General features: G+C 65.0%; 18 protein-coding genes. 11 read left to right on the top strand and 7 right to left on the bottom strand.

The genetic code is table 11. The features are described from left to right. Positions 1 to 59: 59 nt before the first annotated feature. The gene (locus DT070_RS17865) at positions 60 to 1007 is read left to right on the top strand and encodes a PA2169 family four-helix-bundle protein (RefSeq protein WP_122956611.1); all 948 of its coding nucleotides are present in this window, start codon (positions 60 to 62) and stop codon (positions 1005 to 1007) included. Positions 1008 to 1112: 105 nt separating this feature from the next. Here the strand turns inward: DT070_RS17865 and DT070_RS17860 are convergent, their stop codons facing one another. The 6 genes from DT070_RS17860 to DT070_RS17835 form a co-directional block, all read right to left on the bottom strand. Continuing rightward, the gene (locus DT070_RS17860) at positions 1113 to 1448 is read right to left on the bottom strand and encodes a hypothetical protein (protein ID WP_122956610.1); all 336 of its coding nucleotides are present in this window, start codon (positions 1446 to 1448) and stop codon (positions 1113 to 1115) included. Next, the gene (locus DT070_RS17855) at positions 1445 to 1630 is read right to left on the bottom strand and encodes a hypothetical protein (protein ID WP_122956609.1); all 186 of its coding nucleotides are present in this window, start codon (positions 1628 to 1630) and stop codon (positions 1445 to 1447) included. Before DT070_RS17855 ends, DT070_RS17860 begins: the two co-directional genes overlap by 4 nt. A 119-nt stretch (positions 1631 to 1749) precedes the next feature. Continuing rightward, positions 1750 to 1977: a hypothetical protein gene (locus DT070_RS17850; protein WP_122956608.1), complete on the bottom strand. Its 228-nt coding sequence runs from the start codon at positions 1975 to 1977 to the stop codon at positions 1750 to 1752. Beyond that, on the bottom strand, positions 1974 to 2174 hold the full coding sequence (locus DT070_RS17845) for a hypothetical protein (RefSeq protein ID WP_122956607.1): 201 nt from the start codon (positions 2172 to 2174) through the stop codon (positions 1974 to 1976). The genes DT070_RS17850 and DT070_RS17845 overlap by 4 nt, the downstream gene beginning before the upstream one ends. A 165-nt stretch (positions 2175 to 2339) precedes the next feature. Next, entirely contained in the window at positions 2340 to 4964 is a 2625-nt protein-coding gene (gene ligD, locus DT070_RS17840; RefSeq protein ID WP_122956606.1) for a DNA ligase D, read from the bottom strand. Between the two features lie 24 nt (positions 4965 to 4988). Continuing rightward, positions 4989 to 5912 carry a Ku protein gene (locus DT070_RS17835; protein WP_122956605.1) on the bottom strand — a complete coding sequence of 308 codons (924 nt, stop codon included), beginning with the start codon at positions 5910 to 5912 and terminating at the stop codon, positions 4989 to 4991. 182 nt (positions 5913 to 6094) lie between these two features. On the opposite strand from DT070_RS17835, the gene DT070_RS17830 reads away from it, so the two are divergent. The 9 genes from DT070_RS17830 (at position 6095) to DT070_RS17790 (ending at position 14558) form a co-directional block, all read left to right on the top strand. Then, positions 6095 to 6556: a CHRD domain-containing protein gene (locus tag DT070_RS17830; RefSeq protein ID WP_122956604.1), complete on the top strand. Its 462-nt coding sequence runs from the start codon at positions 6095 to 6097 to the stop codon at positions 6554 to 6556. Between the two features lie 118 nt (positions 6557 to 6674). Beyond that, positions 6675 to 8339: an FAD-dependent oxidoreductase gene (locus DT070_RS17825; protein WP_194965902.1), complete on the top strand. Its 1665-nt coding sequence runs from the start codon at positions 6675 to 6677 to the stop codon at positions 8337 to 8339. A gap of 16 nt (positions 8340 to 8355) precedes the next feature. Beyond that, positions 8356 to 8556 carry a hypothetical protein gene (locus tag DT070_RS17820; protein ID WP_122956603.1) on the top strand — a complete coding sequence of 67 codons (201 nt, stop codon included), beginning with the start codon at positions 8356 to 8358 and terminating at the stop codon, positions 8554 to 8556. Between the two features lie 36 nt (positions 8557 to 8592). Beyond that, on the top strand, positions 8593 to 9567 hold the full coding sequence (locus DT070_RS17815; RefSeq protein WP_122956602.1) for a tripartite tricarboxylate transporter substrate binding protein: 975 nt from the start codon (positions 8593 to 8595) through the stop codon (positions 9565 to 9567). 60 nt (positions 9568 to 9627) lie between these two features. Further along, complete coding sequence (locus DT070_RS17810; protein WP_122956601.1) at positions 9628 to 10098, top strand: MarR family winged helix-turn-helix transcriptional regulator; 471 nt, start codon at positions 9628 to 9630, stop codon at positions 10096 to 10098. A 93-nt stretch (positions 10099 to 10191) separates the two neighbouring features. Continuing rightward, a complete protein-coding gene (gene hmgA / locus DT070_RS17805; RefSeq protein WP_122956600.1) occupies positions 10192 to 11508 on the top strand; it encodes a homogentisate 1,2-dioxygenase in 1317 nt (438 codons plus the stop codon). Between the two features lie 5 nt (positions 11509 to 11513). After that, positions 11514 to 12803, top strand: a complete 1290-nt coding sequence (gene fahA / locus DT070_RS17800) for a fumarylacetoacetase (RefSeq protein WP_122957476.1) — start codon at positions 11514 to 11516, stop codon at positions 12801 to 12803. A gap of 172 nt (positions 12804 to 12975) precedes the next feature. Further along, entirely contained in the window at positions 12976 to 14166 is a 1191-nt protein-coding gene (locus DT070_RS17795; protein WP_164483777.1) for a cytochrome P450, read from the top strand. A 47-nt stretch (positions 14167 to 14213) separates the two neighbouring features. After that, complete coding sequence (locus tag DT070_RS17790) at positions 14214 to 14558, top strand: antibiotic biosynthesis monooxygenase (protein ID WP_122956598.1); 345 nt, start codon at positions 14214 to 14216, stop codon at positions 14556 to 14558. 2 nt (positions 14559 to 14560) lie between these two features. On the opposite strand, the gene DT070_RS17785 is transcribed toward DT070_RS17790, so the two are convergent. After that, the gene (locus DT070_RS17785; RefSeq protein WP_122956597.1) at positions 14561 to 14971 is read right to left on the bottom strand and encodes a DUF2784 domain-containing protein; all 411 of its coding nucleotides are present in this window, start codon (positions 14969 to 14971) and stop codon (positions 14561 to 14563) included. Between the two features lie 164 nt (positions 14972 to 15135). Between DT070_RS17785 and DT070_RS17780 the strand changes: the two genes are divergently transcribed. Beyond that, positions 15136 to 17532 carry a YgiQ family radical SAM protein gene (locus DT070_RS17780; RefSeq protein WP_122956596.1) on the top strand — a complete coding sequence of 799 codons (2397 nt, stop codon included), beginning with the start codon at positions 15136 to 15138 and terminating at the stop codon, positions 17530 to 17532. The last annotated feature ends 301 nt before the right edge of the window (positions 17533 to 17833 follow it).

Here is a 17833-nt window from a genome sequence, read left to right as displayed (position 1 = left end):
GAATCCAGGTGTCCGGCAATCGGGCACTGGCAGATTCACATTTACCCAAGGAGCAAACCATGGCAGCCAAAGAACATGACTTCAATCTCGACCCCATCAGCAAAGAGCCGGGCGCCCACCCTGTAGGCACCGGTATCGGCGCTGCCATGGGTGGCATCGCCGCCGGTGCGGCCGCAGGCACCGTGGCCGGCCCGGTCGGCGTCGTCATTGGCGGTGTTGCCGGCGCCATTGCCGGCGGCCTGGGTGGCAAGGAAGCCGCCGAGGCGCTGGACCCCACGGCCGAAGAAGCCTACTGGCGCGACAACTACGCCAACGAGCATTACTACGAAGCCGGCCGCAGCTATGACGATTACGGCCCGGCCTACCGCCTGGGCGTGACGGCGCGCCAGCAGTTTCCGGGCTCGTTTGAAGAAAGCGACGACCTGCTGGCAACGCATTGGGATACCCGCAGGGAAAGCTCGACGCTGAGCTGGCCACAAGCCAAACACGCCACCCGCGCTGCGTGGGAGCGCGCTGACCGGTCTCTTCGTGAGGTTTCCGGCGGCAATGCTGTCGCCGACGATGAAGACGTGATCGAAACCCTGAACGAGCTGCTTGAATCCTGCCGTGACGGCGAGTACGGCTTCCGTGAATGCGCCGAGCACACCAAGGCTGCCGATATCAAGACCCTGATGGGCCGCCATGCCGATGAATGCCGCAGTGCGGGCCTTGAGCTGCAGACCCTGATCCGCCAGCTGGGCGGAACACCTGACGACGGCGGCTCCGTCAGCGGCGCCTTGCATCGCGGATGGGTATCTGTGCGCGGAACGCTCAGCGGCTACAGCGACCAGGCCATGCTGGATGAATGCGAGCGCGGTGAAGACGCTGCGCTGGCGCGTTATCGCAAGGCCCTCAAAGGCAATTTGCCTTCCGCCATCAGGAGCGTGGTGGAACGCCAGGCGCAAGGTGCGCAACGCAACCACGACCAGGTCAAAGCCCTGCGCGATGCATTGAAGGCATCCGATTGATACCTGGACCTTTCTGACTTGAGGATTTTGAGGATTTAAGTTTGTTGCCGGCACTCGAGGTTCGGCAAACCAGGGGGCGGCATCAGCCGCCCCTTTTTTTTGCCGCTAATTCTTCAGGCGGCTGTCGCAATCGACCTGCGCATCCAGCTGCATCCCGTTGCGGGAGTAGTCCGAGTCGGTGACTTTGCAGCCCGAGCGCTGCTCGATGGCCTGGAGCAGCGCGGCGCGCCCGGATGATGAGCTGGCCACATGGGCCGTGCCCGGGGCCGTCGCCGTCCAGGTGCCGGCGGTCAGCTGGCTGATCAGGTAGGTACGGCCTTCCACGCTGACGGGGTGGGATGGCGGGTCACCTGCGGTAAGGGCGCAGGCAGCCAGACCGGCGCTTGCCAGCATGGCCAGCCCGGCTTGTGCGGCTTGTTCGGCCCGTGAAATACGTGTCATGCCGCCAGGGTGTCAAGGCGCAGCAGCGCGTGCTGCGCGGCCGGCGCGGCAGTCATCGAAGCTTTGGGCTCAGGCACTTTGGGTGGCGCCTTGGGCGCTTTGGGGTCGGTGCATCCGCCCAGGAGGAATACGGCCACCAGGGCGGCCGATGAGAGAGGTAAAAGCCGTAGAAGCGTTTTCATGATGTCTCCAGGCGCATGGCATGCAGCAAGTATGGGTTGTTACGCTGCCTGAATGATAGGACGCAAGCCGCGGCAAAACCAGTGCCGCAGAGGCCTTGAACCGAAGTCGCGGCAGCGGCCTACACGCGGTGCGTAGGCGCGGGTGCAATGCCCATGCGCTGCAGCGTTTCGCTGAGGCTGCGCGGCGGGTTGTGGGCGCCGGGCACGGCGCCTTGTTGCTGCTGTTGCGGTGCAGCGGGTGTGTAGTCCAGCGGGCGCCGGCGACTGAGTTCCGCGGCAATCCGGCGTCCTTCGGTTTGAAGGTACTGCGTGATGTCCATGGCATCGGGCAGCTTGTTCGTGTTCATGGTGTGGTCCGTCCCTGGCCGGTGCCGCCCTGGTTCAGCTGTGCATCACTGGCCTGGTTGGCGTTCTGCGCGTCCTGCTGGCCGGGTTGCCTGGGCTGGGCCTGCTTTGGCGCCTGCTGTTTACCTTGCGACTCGGGGTGGGTCTCAGGGTTGTGGGACGGGTTTTTCTTCTGCGGATTTTTCTGGCTGGAAGCCATATGGTTCTCCTGAAGGGCTTCTCCTGAAGCGCGTTGGCGAAAGCGAAACTGAAGCCTGGAGTTCCGCAGTGCAGCTTCAATGTAGCCACGCCCGCGCAAACCGCCTGTCGGGGTGCGGGCACTGCTTTTGTAGGAGCGGGATGACGGCGGCCGTAGCCCCGGGCCTCACGCCTTGCGTGTGGTGCCCGCGCGCGGCGGCTTGAAGCCCAGGCGCTTCATCGCGCTGCCCAGGCTGTTGCGGGACGCTTCGTAGGCGTCCCACGGCTGGTTGCCGACGGCCAGGCGCGCTCCGAGTGTCTGCGCCGTCCAGTGCGCGCCGCCGGTGAGCGAAGGCAGCTCATCCCAGGCCACCGGCACCGACACACCCATGCCGGGCCGGGCCCGCAGCGACCAGGCCGCCACCGTGGTGGCGCCGAAGCCGTTGCGCAGGTAGTCCGCAAAAATTTTGCCCACGCGGTTTTTGGGGCCGCTTTTGGCCACAAAGCGCTGGGGAATCACCGCCGCCAGGTGCATCACCACCGCATGCGAAAAGTCCTTCACCGTGTCGAAGTCGTACTGGCGCTTGAGCGGCACCACCACATGCAGGCCCTTGCCGCCGCTGGTCTTCAGGAAGCTGGCCAGCCCCAGCTCGTCCAGGAAGGCGCGCACCAGCTGCGCGGCCTCCTGCACCTGCGGCCAGCCCACGCCTTCGCCCGGGTCCAGGTCAAAGGTCATGCGGTCGGGCTTGTCGATGGAACGGGTGGTGGCGTTCCAGGTGTGGAACTCGATCACATTGACCTGGGTGGCCGAGAGCAGGGCGGTGACGGAGGGAATCTCCAGCAGCGGTGCATGGCCCGGGTCGAGTTTCGGGTCCAGCAGCTTGATGCCCGGGATGGAGGTGGCCTCGGCATGCTTCTGGAAGAACAACTCGCCCGCGATGCCCGACGGCGCGCGCACCAGCGAGGTCGGCCTGGCCTTGAGGTGCGGCAGCATGAGCGCCGCAACGCCGGCATAGTGCTCGACCACGTCCTGTTTGGTCAGGCCGGTGCTGGCATCGATCACGCGGTCGGCGTGTGTCACGCGCAAGGATTTCAGCGCCGCAGGAACGGGTTTGGCGGCCGTCTTTGCGGCCGGTTTGGCGGCAGGGGTCTTTTTGGCGAGAGGCATGGCGGCTCCTTTCCCGGCGGCAAGCGCGGCGGGTTTCTCCCGAATGATGTGTGTGGCGGGTTTGTCGGTGCGCAAGCCCTGGAACACGGAGTGGCGGATCAGCCCGCCGTGGGTCCATTCCCCGAAGGCCACCTCGGCGAGCAAACGCGGCTTGACCCATTGGCCTTTGACGCCGGCGGGCAGCTTTGCAAACGGGCTGCGATCGGCATGAAGCTTTTGCAGCCGGGCCGTCAGGCTGTCCAGCGTCTTGTCGTTAAAGCCGGTGCCGACATTGCCGGCGTACTGCAGCTTGCCGTGCTCGTCGTGCACGCCCAGCATCAGCGCGCCCAGGCCGGTGCGTGAGCCCTTGGGCGCCGTGTAGCCGCCAATCACAAATTCCTGGCGCAGCTGCGTCTTGAGCTTGATCCAGTTGGGTGAGCGGCGCGATACGTAGGCAGAGTCGGCGCGCTTGCCGATCACGCCCTCCAGCCCGACGCGGCGGGCGGAGTCGAGCAGGTCTTGCGGCGCCTGGTCAAACGCGTCGCTGAAGCGGATGCTGCCCTGCGGATGGCGGGTGACCAGCGTGCACAGCACTTCGCGCCGCTGGGTGAGCGGCAGCTCGCGCAGGTCCAGGCCGTCAAAGAAGGGCAGGTCGAACACGTAGTAAAGAATGTTGGCGGTGCTGGCGCGGTCAAAGGCGTTTTGCAGCGCACCGAAGTCCGGGACACCCTGCTCGTTCATCACCACAATCTCGCCGTCTATCCAGCCGGAAGGCAAGTCCAGCGCGGCCACCGCCTTGGCCAGTTTCGGCAGCTTCGTCGTCCAGTCATTGCCGTTGCGGGTAAAGAGCTTCACCGAGCGGCCTTCAATGCGCGCCAGCATCCGGTAACCGTCGTACTTGATTTCATAGACCCAGCCTTCGGGGTCGGCGGGCGGGCGGGTGACCAGTGTGGCCAGTTGCGGCGCCAGCGTTTCGGGCAGTTTGGCTTTGGTGGCGCCTTCCGGAATGTCATCGGCGGCTTTTTTGGCAGGCGCCTTGACCCGTGACTCTTTGCTCTGTGTCTTTTTAGCCGGTGTCTTGCCGGTTTTTCCGGTTTTGCCAGGTAGAGGATTGCCCGATAGCACGCTGTCGGGCAGCGCCTTGAGCACATCAAACTCTTTTTCGCTGCGCGCATGTTCGTCATGCTCCTTGATCAGCAGCCAGGGCTCCTGCCTGTCGCCGCCGCGGCCGTGCATGCGCACCAGCGTCCAGCCGCCTTTGAGCTTTTCGCCATGCAGCTCAAACTTGAGCTTGCCGCTTTTGAGGCCTTTCACCGGGTCGCCCAGCGGTGTCCACAATCCGCGGTCCCAGACGATCACATCACCCGCGCCGTACTGTTTGGCCGGGATGCTGCCTTCAAAGGCGGCGTAAGAAAGCGGGTGGTCTTCCACGTGCACACCCATGCGTTTGACGCTGGGGTCCAGGCTGGGCCCCTTGGGAACGGCCCAGCTTTTAAGCGTGCCTTGCAGCTCGAGGCGGAAGTCGTAGTGCAGGTTGCGCGCGTCGTGCTTCTGGATGACAAAGGTGAGGGCCTTGTCCGCGCGCGCGCCGCCGTGCGCAGGTTCGGGTGTGCGCTTGAAGTCGCGCTTGGCCCGGTAGTCTTTCAGCAGGTCGCGGGCGGCCATGTCGTCGGCGGCTGTGGCCGGGGATCAGGCCGCGCGCCGTTTGGCAGGCGCGTGCGCGGCCGATTTCGCGGCGGTCTTTTTGCGTGCGGGCGTTTTGGCCGAGGCCTTGGTCTTGGCGGCCGGCTTGGCTTTGGGCGCATCGCCGCCGCCTTTGCGCAGGCTGCGCTGCAGCAATTCGGTCAGGTCGATGATCTTGGCGCTGGAGCGGCCCTCGGTCTCTTCTTCCTCCGGCTGTACCACGCTTTCCAGCTTGCCTTCCTTGGCCTTGCGCTTGACCAGCGCCATGATGTCGTCCTTGAACGAGTCGGTGAAATCATCGGGCTTCCACTTGCCGGTCATGTCGTCGACCAGCTGTTTGGCCATGGCGAGCTCCTTATCGGTCAGGCCGGCGGCCTTGGCGCCCACCGGCGGCAGGTTCAACTCTTCCAGCGAACGGATGTCGGCGCCCCAGCGCAGCAGGTTCAATATCAGCGCGGGCCCCGAAGGCACCAGCACGGCCAGGTGCTGCTTGGTCTGGATGATCACCCGGGCGATGCCGACGCGCTGGGTTTTCAGCAGGGTGTCGCGCAGCAGGGCGTACACCTTCTGGCCCTTGTTGATGGGCGCGATGTAGTAGGGGCGCTCCAGGTAGACAAAAGGGATCTCGCTGTTGGGCACAAAACTTTCGATCTCGATGGTCTGCGTGGTCTTGGGGTAGGCCGACTTGATCTCTTCTTCCGACAACACCACGTACTGGCCGTCTTCGTACTCGACGCCCTTGACGATGTTTTCCTTGGTGATCTCTTTGCCGGTGCGTTTGTTGATGCGCTTGTAGCCCACCGGGTCCATGCTGCGCTTGTCCAGCCAGTCGAAGTCGATGCCGCTTTCAGACGTGGCCGAATGCAGCGCCACCGGGATGTGCACCAGGCCGAAGCTGATGGCGCCTTTCCATAAAACGCGGGATGCCATGGTGTGTCTTTCTTGCGAGGGTGGTTATCACCGCAGTTTCGGGCTCGTGCGCATGAGGGGGTGTCGGCATGCGGTGGGCGGGGGGCGTCGTCCGGAACCGACTGTTCGCATGGGGTTTGTCCTACGGGCCTCGCTGGGGCGGGCCACGCACAATCGGCTGCAACTTTTCAAGGAGACCCTCCATGCTGTCACGCCGCATCGCCACCCGCATCTCCCTTGCCGCCATGGTTGTGGCCGCTGCCGCCGTCACCGGCTGCGGTGTGATGAACAAGCAGTCCACCCTGGTGGCATTGACCACGCAGCTGCGCGGCGCCAACGAGGTGCCGGCCAACGCCAGCCCGGGCAGCGGCTCGGTCGATGCAGTGTTTGATACCAGTACCAACCTGCTTCGCTGGAAGGTCAACTACACCCGCCTGAGCGGCCCTGCGACGGCAGGCCACTTTCACGGCCCGGCGGCCATTGGCGCCAATGCCGGTGTGGCGCTGGGGTGGGCCAGCCCGATTCGCAGCCCCATGGACGGCAGCGCCACGCTCACGCCCGCGCAGGCCGCTGATTTGATGGCCGGCCGCTGGTACGCCAACATCCACACCGCGGCCTACCCGGCCGGTGAGGTGCGCGGCCAGATGACGGTGGTGCGCAACTAGGCGGCTGAGCCCCCCGGGATATCCGGGTCCCGGAGGCCGTCCCGTAAATGGTTGCGGGCGCAACCTGATTGATTTATAGTTGCGAGCGCAACCATCAATCAACCGGGACCAGCGCATCGTGACCCAACCCCATTCCCCTGATTCCGCAGGCTGGCCCCGCCGGGTGCCGGTACTGATTGCCGGCGGCGGCCCGGTCGGCATGACGCTGGCGGCGCTGCTGGCGCGCCACGGCATCGCCAGCCTGGTGGTGGAGGCCGACGGCGGTTATTGCGCCGGCAGCCGGGCGATCTGCATGTCGCGCCGCTCGCAGGAGATCTTCAGCTGGGTGGGCGCCGACAAGCCGCTGGTCGACAAAGGCCTCTCGTGGGTGGGCGGGCGCAGCTACTTTCGCGACCGCGAAGTGCTGCACTTCCAGATGCCCAGCGAGCCGACGCAGCGCTTTGCGCCCATGGTCAACATCCAGCAGTTTTATGCCGAGGAATTTGCGCACAAGGCGGCGCTGGCCCAGGGCGGCCTGGTGGATGTGCGCTGGTCCAGCAAGGTCACGGCGGTGCGGCCGGCCGCTGATGGCGCAGAGGTGCACATCGAAGCGCAAGGCCGTACACACACGGTGCAGGCCGACTGGGTGGTGGCTTGCGACGGCGGCCGCAGCACCGTGCGGGAGCAACTGGGCCTGCAACTCGAAGGCACGCAATACGAAGGCCGTTATGTGATTGTTGACGTGGCGCAGAAAACCCGCCGTGCGGTAGAGCGCCTGGCCTGGTTCGATCCGCCGTCCAATCCCGGCTCCACCATCCTGATGCACCGCCAGCCTGATGATGTCTGGCGCATCGACTACCAGATCCGCGACGACGAGGACCCGGTGGAGGCCGTCAAGCCCGAAAACGTGCTGCCGCGTGTGCAAAGCCACCTGTCGATGATCGGCGAGAACGAGCCCTGGGAGCCGCTGTGGATCTCGATCTACAACGCCAAGTGCCTCACCTTGCCCAGCTACCGCCACGGGCGCGTGCTGTTCGCCGGCGATGCCGCCCACCTCGTGCCGATTTTTGGCGTGCGCGGGCTTAATTCGGGCCTGGACGACGCCGGCAACCTGGCCTGGAAGCTGGCGCTGGTGCAGCAGGGGCGGGCACGCGATGGCTTGCTCGACAGCTACTCCATCGAGCGCGTACAGGCCACGCGCGAAAACATCGTTTACGGCGCCAAGAGCACGGAGTTCATGGCGCCGCCCAATTACGGCTTCAAGCTGCTGCGAGAGGCCGCGCTGCGCCTGGCGACCGAAGATGCCGCCGTCAATTCGCTGCTCAACCCGCGCCAGTCCACGCCTGTCGACTATGCGGGCTCGCCGCTCAACCTGGCAGCGCACGAAAGTGTTTTTGAAGGCGGTGCACGCGCCGGCATGCCGGCGCCCGAGGCCTTGCTGCGCACCACGCAGGGCGATGTGCATCTCACTGCCTGCTTTGGTGAAGGTTTTGTGGTGCTGTACTTTGCAGGGCAGGCCGGCTTGCCGCAAGACATTGCGGCACTGGCAACGACGGGCGGGCAGCGCCCGGCGGCAGTCAAGGTGATCTGCGTTTGCGGCGAAGGCGAACCGGCTGCCAACGCGTGGGTCGATGCGCTGGGCCAGGCCCGTGCGCGTTACGGCGCCGTCGACGGTTCGGCCTTTCTGGTCAGGCCTGACGGTTACCTGCTGGGCCGCTGGACGAACGCCGCGGCCGCAGACATTGCTGCGGCCCTCAAGCCCTATCGCCAGGCGCTTGCCGCCAGCCCGGCCCGCCCATCTTGATGTTCAGGAGAAACCCATGACCACACCCACAACGGCCGCGCCCGCAAGCCACCTGGACCAGACCTACACCGCGCTGGCCGAGGCGACGGCCCGCGTCGGCGAGGCCAAAGCGCCTTTGTTCCTGGCCACGCTGGCGCTCGCGCTGCTGAGCAAACAGGCCGATGGCAGCCAGGCACTGGCGCTGATCGCACAGGCCGAGCGCCTGGCGAACACCTGATTTTTTATGTTCCTTTCACAACATTCCGGAGACACCATGCAACGCCTTCCCGTTTTCCTGCGCCGCACTCTGGGCCTGCTGGCTTTTGCAGCAGCCACTGCCTCGGCCCAAACCTACCCCGCCAGGCCGATTGAATGGGTCGTGCCTTATCCGGCAGGCGGCGGCTCCGACGTGGTGGCCCGTGCGTTGACCGAAACCATGGGCAAGGCCCTGGGCCAGCCCCTCGTCATCAACAACAAGCCGGGCGCCGCCACCAACATCGGCGCCGAGTACGTGGCCCGTGCCAAAGCCGACGGCTACACCTTGCTGACCGGCGACACCGCCACGCTGGCCGCCAACCCGGCGCTGTACAGCAAGCTGGGCTACAGCGCTGAAAAAGACCTGGCCCCCATCGGCCTGCTGGCGCGCTTTCCGATGATCCTGGTGGTTCACCCGGCCGTGCCTGCGAAGAACCTGGCCGAGTTCATGGCCTGGGCCAAAACGCAGAAGGCCGGCGTCAGCTACGCCACGCCCGGCGCCGGCAGCCCGCACCACCTGGCGACCGAGCTGTTTCGCGGCAAGACGGGCCTGCCCCTGGTGCACGTGCCTTACCGCGGCGCAGCGCCCGCGGTGCAGGACGTGGCCGGCGGCCAGTTGCCCTTCATGTTTGTCGACACCGCCAGCGGCATGGCCTTTATCAATGCCGGCCGCCTGCGCGCCATCGGCATCGCCAGCCCGCAGCGTGTGAAAAATTTCGAGACCATCCCGACGCTGGACGAGCAGGGACTCAAGGGTTTTGAGGCCTATGCCTGGCAAGGCCTTGCCGCGCCCGCCGGAACGCCCGCCGACGTGGTCGCTAAACTGAACAAATCGCTGGTGGAGGCGCTCAATTCCACGCCGGTGAAGGCGCGCTTTCAGGTGCTGGGCCTGGAGCCCACGCCCAGCACGCCGGCCCAGATGGCCAGCTACGCCAAGGCTGAACGCGAAAAATGGGCGCAGGTGATCAAGGACAGCGGCATCAAGCTGGATTGACGCGCCGGCCACCGACTGAACAACAAGCCGGTCCACGGACCGGATGAAGGCAAGACCGACATGATCAAGCTCGACAGAACCCTGACCTACCGGCTGCACCTGCTGCACAAGCTGACCGACATCGAAAGCCAGCGCGCTTATGTGTCCGGGGCGGGGATGTCGATGAGCGACGGCCGTTGCCTCACGGCGGTGGGCACCTTCGCGCCGCTGTCGGTGAACGACCTGGCGCAAAAAGCCAACCTCAACAAAGGCCAGGCCAGCCGCGCCGCGCAGTCGCTGGTCGACCAGGGCCTGGTGGTCAAGGCCGCCAGCAAGACGGACGGGCGCGGCGTGGTGCTGACGCTCACCCCCAAGGGCAAGAAGGCGTGGCAGCGCACCATGGAGGTGGTGGGCCAGCGCAACCAGGATATTTTTGGCGTGCTGAGCGCGGCCGAGCGCACACAGCTCAGCGATTTTTTTGACCGCCTGATCGAGCAAGCCAGGGCCGGTGGCATCGAGCCTGGCGAGGAAGCCGGCGAGGCCGGCGAGTAATGACAGTAATGGCAGTGGTGACAGCGAAGACATTGCGCCTCTGACTGAAACCGATTGAACCGAACCGCACATTTGAGACCCGGGAGAAACTCCATGACCACCAACACCTCCACCAACACCCTGCGCTACCAGTCCGGCTTCGGCAATGAATTTGCCAGCGAAGCCGTCCCCGGCGCCTTGCCCGAAGGCCGCAACAGCCCGCAGCGCGCGCCGCATGACCTGTACACCGAACTGATCTCGGGCACCGCCTTTACCGCGCCGCGCGCCGAGAACCGCCGAACCTGGATGTACCGCCGCCAGCCCTCTGTGGTGACGGGCGGCTACACGCTGTACGCACAGCCGCAGTGGACGACGGGCGCGGCAGGCGGCAGCCTCACGCCGCCTGACCCGCTGCGCTGGAACCCGTTCTCCATCCCCGCAGAGCCGCTGGATTTTGTGGACGGCATCCGCACGGTGGCGGCCAATGGCGACGCCGAGGCGCAAACCGGCATGGCCGCGCACATGTATGTCGCCAACCGTTCGATGCAGCGGCGTGCGTTGGTCAATGCCGACGGCGAGATGCTGCTGGTGCCGCAGCAGGGCTGTGTCGTGCTGACGACCGAGCTGGGCATCCTGGATGTGAAGCCTGGTGAAGTGGCCGTGGTGCCGCGCGGCATGGCTTTCAGCGTGGCCTTGCCGGACGGTGCGTCGCGCGGCTACCTCTGCGAAAACTACGGTGCGCACTTTCGCCTGCCGGAGCTCGGCCCCATCGGCTCCAACGGCCTGGCCAATGCCCGCGACTTCCTCGCGCCCACGGCAGCGTTCGACACCACGCCGGCGCCCGAAGGCGGTTTTGAAATCATCAAGAAATTCGGCGGCCGCCTGTGGTCTGCCGTGCAACCGGCCAGCCCCTTTAACGTGGTCGCCTGGCACGGCAACCTGGTGCCCTACAAATACGACACCGCCAACTTCATGACGATAGGCTCCATCAGCTACGACCATCCGGACCCGTCGATCTTTACCGTGCTGACCTCGCCGTCGGATACGCCGGGCACGGCCAACTGCGATTTTGTGATCTTCCCGCCGCGCTGGCTGGTGGCCGAGAACACCTTTCGCCCGCCTTGGTACCACCGCAACCTCATGAGCGAATTCATGGGCCTGGTCTACGGCCAGTACGACGCCAAGCCCGAGGGCTTCAAGCCCGGCGGCGCATCGCTGCACAACTGCATGGTGCCGCACGGCCCCGACACCGAGGCCTTCGAGAAAGCCAGTACAGCCCCGCTGGCGCCGCACAAGCTGGACAACACGCTGGCCTTCATGTTTGAAAGCCGTTACCGCTTTATCCCGACGGCCTATGCGCTGGAGGGCGGGGCGCTGGACGCCGGCTACAGCAACTGCTGGGCCGGGCTCAAAGACCAATTCAAAGGCTGATGCGCATGAACGAATTACTCAACGCCACCCACGACCCGCAACTGCGCAGCTGGGTCGCTTCGGCCAATGAGGCCGGCACCGACTTTCCCATTCAAAACCTGCCGTTTGGCACCTACAGCGACGGGCCGCAAGGCGCGCGCAAGATCGGTGTGGCGATTGGCGACCAGGTGCTGGATTTGCGCGCGGCAGGGCTGATCGATACCGGCGACATGAACGCGTTGATGGGGCAAAGCCCGGCGGCGCTCAGCGCGCTGCGGGCCGCCATCTCTCAGGGACTGGCTGAAGGCAGCGCAAAGCAGGCTGAGTGGTCAGGCTTCTTGGCGCCGCAGGATGCGGTCACCCTGCACCTGCCGTGCCGCATCGGCGACTACACCGACTTCTACACCGGCATCCACCATGCCACCACCGTCGGCAAGCTGTTTCGCCCCGACGCGCCGCTGCTGCCCAACTACAAGTGGGTGCCCATCGGTTACCACGGCCGGGCCTCGTCGATCGGCGTGAGCGGCCAGGCCTTTCACCGCCCGCTGGGCCAGACCAAGGGTCCGAACGAAGAGATCCCGCTCTTGCGGCCCAGCCACCGGCTGGACTACGAGCTGGAGTTGGGCGTGTTGGTGGGGCAGGGCAATGCATTGGGCGAGCCGATCTCCATGGACGAGGCCGAAGCGCACGCTTTTGGCATGGTGCTGCTCAACGACTGGTCGGCGCGCGATGTGCAGGCCTGGGAATACCAGCCGCTGGGCCCCTTCCTCGCCAAGAACTTCGCCAGCACCATCTCGCCGTGGATCGTGACCATGGAGGCTTTGGCGCCGTTTCGTGCGCCGTTTGCCCACCCTGAAAGCGACCCGCAGCCTTTGCCGTATCTTGATTCGCCGGCCAACCGCCGGCAGGGCTGTATCGGCGTGGCGCTGGAAGTCTGGCTGGAAACGCAGGCCATGCGTGATGCAGGCCAGGGCCCCGAGCGCCTGTCGCAATCGAATTTTCTGGACGCCTACTGGACCGTCGCGCAAATGCTCACGCACCACACCGTCAACGGCTGCAACCTGCAGCCCGGCGATTTGCTGGGCACGGGCACCCTGTCAGGCCCCAAGCCGGAGCAGGCCGGCTCGTTGCTGGAGCTGAGCCTGGGCGGCAAGCACACGCTGACGCTGGCCAACGGCGAAACGCGCACATTCCTGGAAGACGGCGACGCGGTCATCCTGCGCGCCTCGTGCGAGCGCAGCGGCTTTCGGCGCATCGGGTTTGGTGATTGCCGGGGCCAGGTGCTGGCGGCGCGCGAACGGGCGGCTACGAGTTGAAAATGGATTTGCTATTGATCTGCTATTGATCTGCTATTGATTTGATAGCTGTTAGCCGAGGTGGTGATTGGGCTGGAAGCCTATTTCATTGTGAATGATGCTCCGGGCCAGGCCCGCACACTTCGGCCGGGAGCGAAGCATCCAGCGCGCTGTTTCCGCAAAAATGGCATTCATGACGCCTCACGCAAAACCTGAAACGGCCCCCGAACACATTCTTGCGGCATCCGCCCACCGCAATCCCTACCCGTATTACGCATCGCTGGTCGCAGGCCCTGCGCTGGTGTTTGACGCGCCGCGCAAGCTGTGGATCGCCGGCAGCGCTGCCAGTGTGAAAGCGGTGCTCGGCAACCCGGCCTGCCATGTGCGCCCTGCCGCCGAGCCGGTGCCTGCTGCCATCGTGGGTTCGGCCGCCGGTGAGGTGTTTGGCCACCTGGTGCGCATGAACGAGGGCCTGCGGCACGATGCGCCCAAGCTGGCCTTGCAGCGCTTTCTGGCCGGTGTGGATCTGGGCCGCGTTAAAGCCCGCACTGAAGTTTTGGCCGCAACACAGGCGGGGCAGGGTCCGCTGCACGGGTCCGCGCTTTCGCGCTGGGCATTTGAAGTGCCCGTAATGGCCGTGGCCGACATGCTGGGTTTTGCCGAAGATGAGCTGCCCCAGGTCGCGCGCTGGATGGGTGACTTTGTGGCCTGCCTGTCGCCCGTCAGCACAGCGGCGCAACTGGCGGCGTCTGCCGATGCGGCTTCGGCCTTGCTGGCGAGGTTTGCCGAGCTGGTGCGGGATGCCAACGCTCATCCCGGCAGCGCGCTGGCACGGTTGCAGTATGAAGCGTCGCAAGTGGGTTGGCGCGACGCACGCGCCTTGTTGGCCAATGCAGTCGGCTTGCTGTCGCAGACGTACGAAGCGACCGCGGGCTTGATCGGCAACAGCATCGTGGCCCTGGCAACGCAACCGGCCTTGCTGGACGCGATGCGCCGCGAGCCCGGCAAGCTGCTCCAGATGGTCAATGAAGTCAGCCGCTTCGACCCGTCCATCCACAACACGCGCCGCTTTGTGGCCGAGGCCACGCAGGTGGCGGGTGTTTCGCTGCAGCCGGGCGATGTGGTGTTGCTGGTGCTCGCCGCGGCAGGGCGCGACCCGTTGTGCAATGCCAGGCCGGACGAATTCCTGCTGGACCGCCCGGACCGGGACGTGCCCGGCTTTGGCCGCGGTGCGCACCAGTGCCCGGGTCAGGCGCTGGCTTGCCAAATTGCTGCGGCGGCGGTCAAGACCTTGCTGGTGTCTGGTCGCCTGCAGGCCGCTTCATCCTTCAGCTGGCAGTACCGGCCCTCCATGAATGCCCGGATTCCGGTGTTTGTGGATTGATGCCACCATCCCAAGTACCGCCATCATCACGAAAAGAAGAGCCTGCCATGATCGCCATCATTTTTGAAGTGCAGCCTGCCGAAGGCCACAAACAAACCTACCTTGACATCGCCGCGGCGCTCAAGCCCCAACTGGAAAAGATCGACGGCTTTATCTCCATCGAGCGGTTTCAAAGCCTGAGCAATCCGGCCAAACTGCTCTCGCTGTCCTTCTTCAGGGACGAGGCTGCCGTGCTCGAATGGCGCCGGCTCGAATCCCACCGCAAGGCGCAAAGCCGCGGCCGCGGCGGTGTGTTTGAGGATTACCGCCTGCGCGTGGCCCATGTGCTGCGCGACTACGGCCTGAACGAGCGCGACGAGGCGCCCCCGGACAGCCGCGAACTGCACGGCTGAGTTCAGCGGGTTCGGGTGCGCTTGCAGTGCGGCGGCCACCACCACCAGCTCAGCAGCACCAGCACACCGAACGCGGTGTAGGCCACGATAAACACCCAGGCCGGCGCGTTGAAGAAAATCAGCCGAGACAGCCAGTGCTCGATGAACGAGCCGCCATAACTGGTTTGCCCAGCCCGCAACCGCAGGGCCTGCTCCCAAATCGTGAGGGGGCAAATTTCGCCCAGCCAGCTTTGCGCGACTACAAAGCCGATCAGCGCCAGGTGCGCGAGCCTGACCCACGCCATCCGCACCCAGGCCCAGCCGCGCCAACCACCGGCCATAAACAGCAATTGGCCGAGCACGGCAAAGGCGACGATGGCGACATGCAGCACCAGGATCGCGTCGGCGAGCAGGGCGGCGGTGAAAGGCGTCATGGGGATATTGGAGGGAAGGGGCAGGTCAATTCGGGGCCATTCGTGGTCATGAGGCCACTTTAAACACCCCAATCGTGCATTGAGAGGGGTTTGTAGGGCTTAAATGCCGAATAAAGAGGCAAAACTCAGGGTAAACCTTACAATCGAGTGTTACCCGCACACCTATGAACGCCCCCGTCGACGTCTCCTTTTTTACGCGCGCCGCCAAGCCGCTCACCAGTTACCGCAAGTACTGGGCGGCCCGCTTCGGTACGGCCAAATTTTTGCCCACCAGCCGGGCCGAAATGGATGCGCTCGGCTGGGACAGCTGCGACATCATCGTCGTCACCGGCGACGCCTATGTCGACCACCCGAGTTTCGGCATGGCCGTCATCGGCCGCATGCTGGAGGCCCAGGGCTTTCGCGTCGGCATCATCGCGCAGCCTGACTGGCAAAGCGCCGACCCCTTCCGCGTGCTGGGCAAGCCCAACCTGTTCTTCGGCGTCACCGCCGGCAACATGGACTCGATGATCAACCGCTACACGGCTGACCACAAAATCCGCAGCGACGATGCCTACACCCCCGGCGACGTCGGCGGCAAACGCCCCGACCGTGCGGCGCTGGTGTATTCACAGCGCTGCCGCGAGGCCTACAAAGACGTGCCCATCATCCTGGGCGGCATTGAAGGCTCGCTGCGCCGCATCGCGCATTACGACTACTGGTCCGACAAAGTGCGCCGCAGCGTGGTGGTCGATTCGAAATGTGACCTGCTGCTGTATGGCAATGCCGAGCGCGCGATTGTCGAAATCGCCCACCGCCTGGCGGCTAAAGAGCCCGTGGCCAACATCACCGACGTGCGCGGCACCGCCTTTATCCGCCGCACCGGCGACGAAACCGCCAAGGGCTGGTTCGAGATCGACTCCACCAGCGTCGACACACCGGGCCGGGTTGAGGCGCACGTCAATCCGTATTTGATGATTTCTGACCAGGCGCGCGAGCAGGGCGCAACCTGCGCGCGCGAAGACGAAGCCGCTGAAGTGGCTGTTGAGGCTGAAGCGAAAGGCTCGCCGGTAGTCGCCAAGGCAGTCAGGCCTGCCGCGGCCAACCCGGCCATCAAGCCGCTGACGTTTGTCGCCAACCCCAACCTGCCGTCCACCGTGCACACCGCGCAGGGCAAGATCAAAGTCCCGCCGCGCGACCGCTCCGTCATCCGCCTGCCGTCTTACGAGCAGGTCAAGAGCGACGCCGTGCTCTACGCCCACGCCAATCGCGTGCTGCATCTTGAGACCAACCCCGGCAACGCCCGTGCCCTGGTGCAGGCCCACGGCGAAGGCGCCACGGCGCGCGACGTGTGGATCACGCCGCCGCCCATCCCGCTGACCACGGCCGAGATGGACTACGTGTTCGACCTGCCTTACGCACGCTCCCCACATCCGCGCTACGCCGACGAAAACGGCAGCCATGACGGCGCCACCAAAATCCCGGCGTGGGAGATGATCCGCTTCAGCGTCAACATCATGCGCGGCTGCTTCGGCGGCTGCACCTTCTGCTCCATCACCGAGCATGAAGGCCGCATCATCCAGAGCCGCTCCGAGGACTCAGTGATCCGCGAGATCGAGGCGATCCGCGACACCGTCAAGGGTTTTACCGGCGCGATTTCGGACTTGGGCGGCCCCACCGCCAACATGTACCGCATCGGCTGCAAGTCGCCCGAGATCGAGGCCGCCTGCCGCAAGCCGAGCTGCGTGTACCCGGGCATCTGCTCCAACCTCAACACCGACCACAACCCGCTCATCAAGATGTACCGCCGCGCGCGGGCGTTGAAGGGCGTGAAGAAGATCCTCATCAGCTCCGGCCTGCGTTACGACCTGGCCGTGCAGAGCCCCGAGTACGTGAAAGAGCTCGTCTCGCACCACGTCGGCGGCTACCTCAAGATCGCGCCCGAGCACACCGAGCAGGGCCCGCTCACCAAGATGATGAAGCCCGGCATCGGCAGCTATGACAAGTTCAAGCAGATGTTCGACAAGTACTCGCTTGAAGCCGGCAAGAAGCAGTTTTTGATTCCGTACTTCATCGCCGCCCACCCCGGCACCAGCGACGAAGACATGATGAACCTGGCCATCTGGCTCAAGAAAAACGGCTTCCGCGCCGACCAGGTGCAAACGTTTTACCCCAGCCCGATGGCCACGGCCACGACGATGTACCACACCAACAAGAACCCGCTGCGCAAGATCACGCGCGACAGCGAGACGGTGGACATCGTGCGCGGCGAGCGCCGCCGCCGCCTGCACAAGGCCTTCCTGCGCTACCACGACCCCAATAACTGGCCGGTGCTGCGCGAGGCCCTCAAAGCCATGGGCCGCGCCGACCTGATCGGCAACGGCAAACACCATTTGATCCCGACCTTCCAGCCAGTGACCGACGGCAGCTACACCAGCGCGCGGCGCAAGAACTCGACCGGCACGGCCACCACAGTGAAAGCCTCGCCGGTGGTCAAGGGCCGCTTGCTGACCCGCCACACCGGCCTGCCGCCGCTGGCGCAGGGCGCAGGCGGCAAGCCCGGCGGCCGCAAGGGCCGCTAAGACGCTGGCGACATCACTGATAAAAGGACCTCGTTGAGGTCCTTTTTTTTATGAGTCAAATTGGCCTTTAGCCCAATAAATACATGGGCTGGTAGCTCCTGAATTGATAGCAAACAGCGTTCAGGGCCAATGGCACGTCCGGCTGGCCCGCATCCATCACATGCTTAAAACAGCCCAAGCCGGCGGCGGCATGCCTTTCTGGCAAGATGCTCCTCACCCGCGGCGCTTACTGCACCGCGGCAGCAAGTCTCTTATTCATATTTGCGGGAGATCCATGTCCATCGCTTTGCCTGTTGCCATG

The sequence above is a fragment of the Polaromonas sp. SP1 genome (assembly GCF_003711205.1).
Classification (GTDB): Bacteria; Pseudomonadota; Gammaproteobacteria; order Burkholderiales; family Burkholderiaceae_C; genus Polaromonas.
Note: the sequence above shows the minus strand (reverse complement) of the source record. Positions and strands in the feature narration are given on the sequence as shown.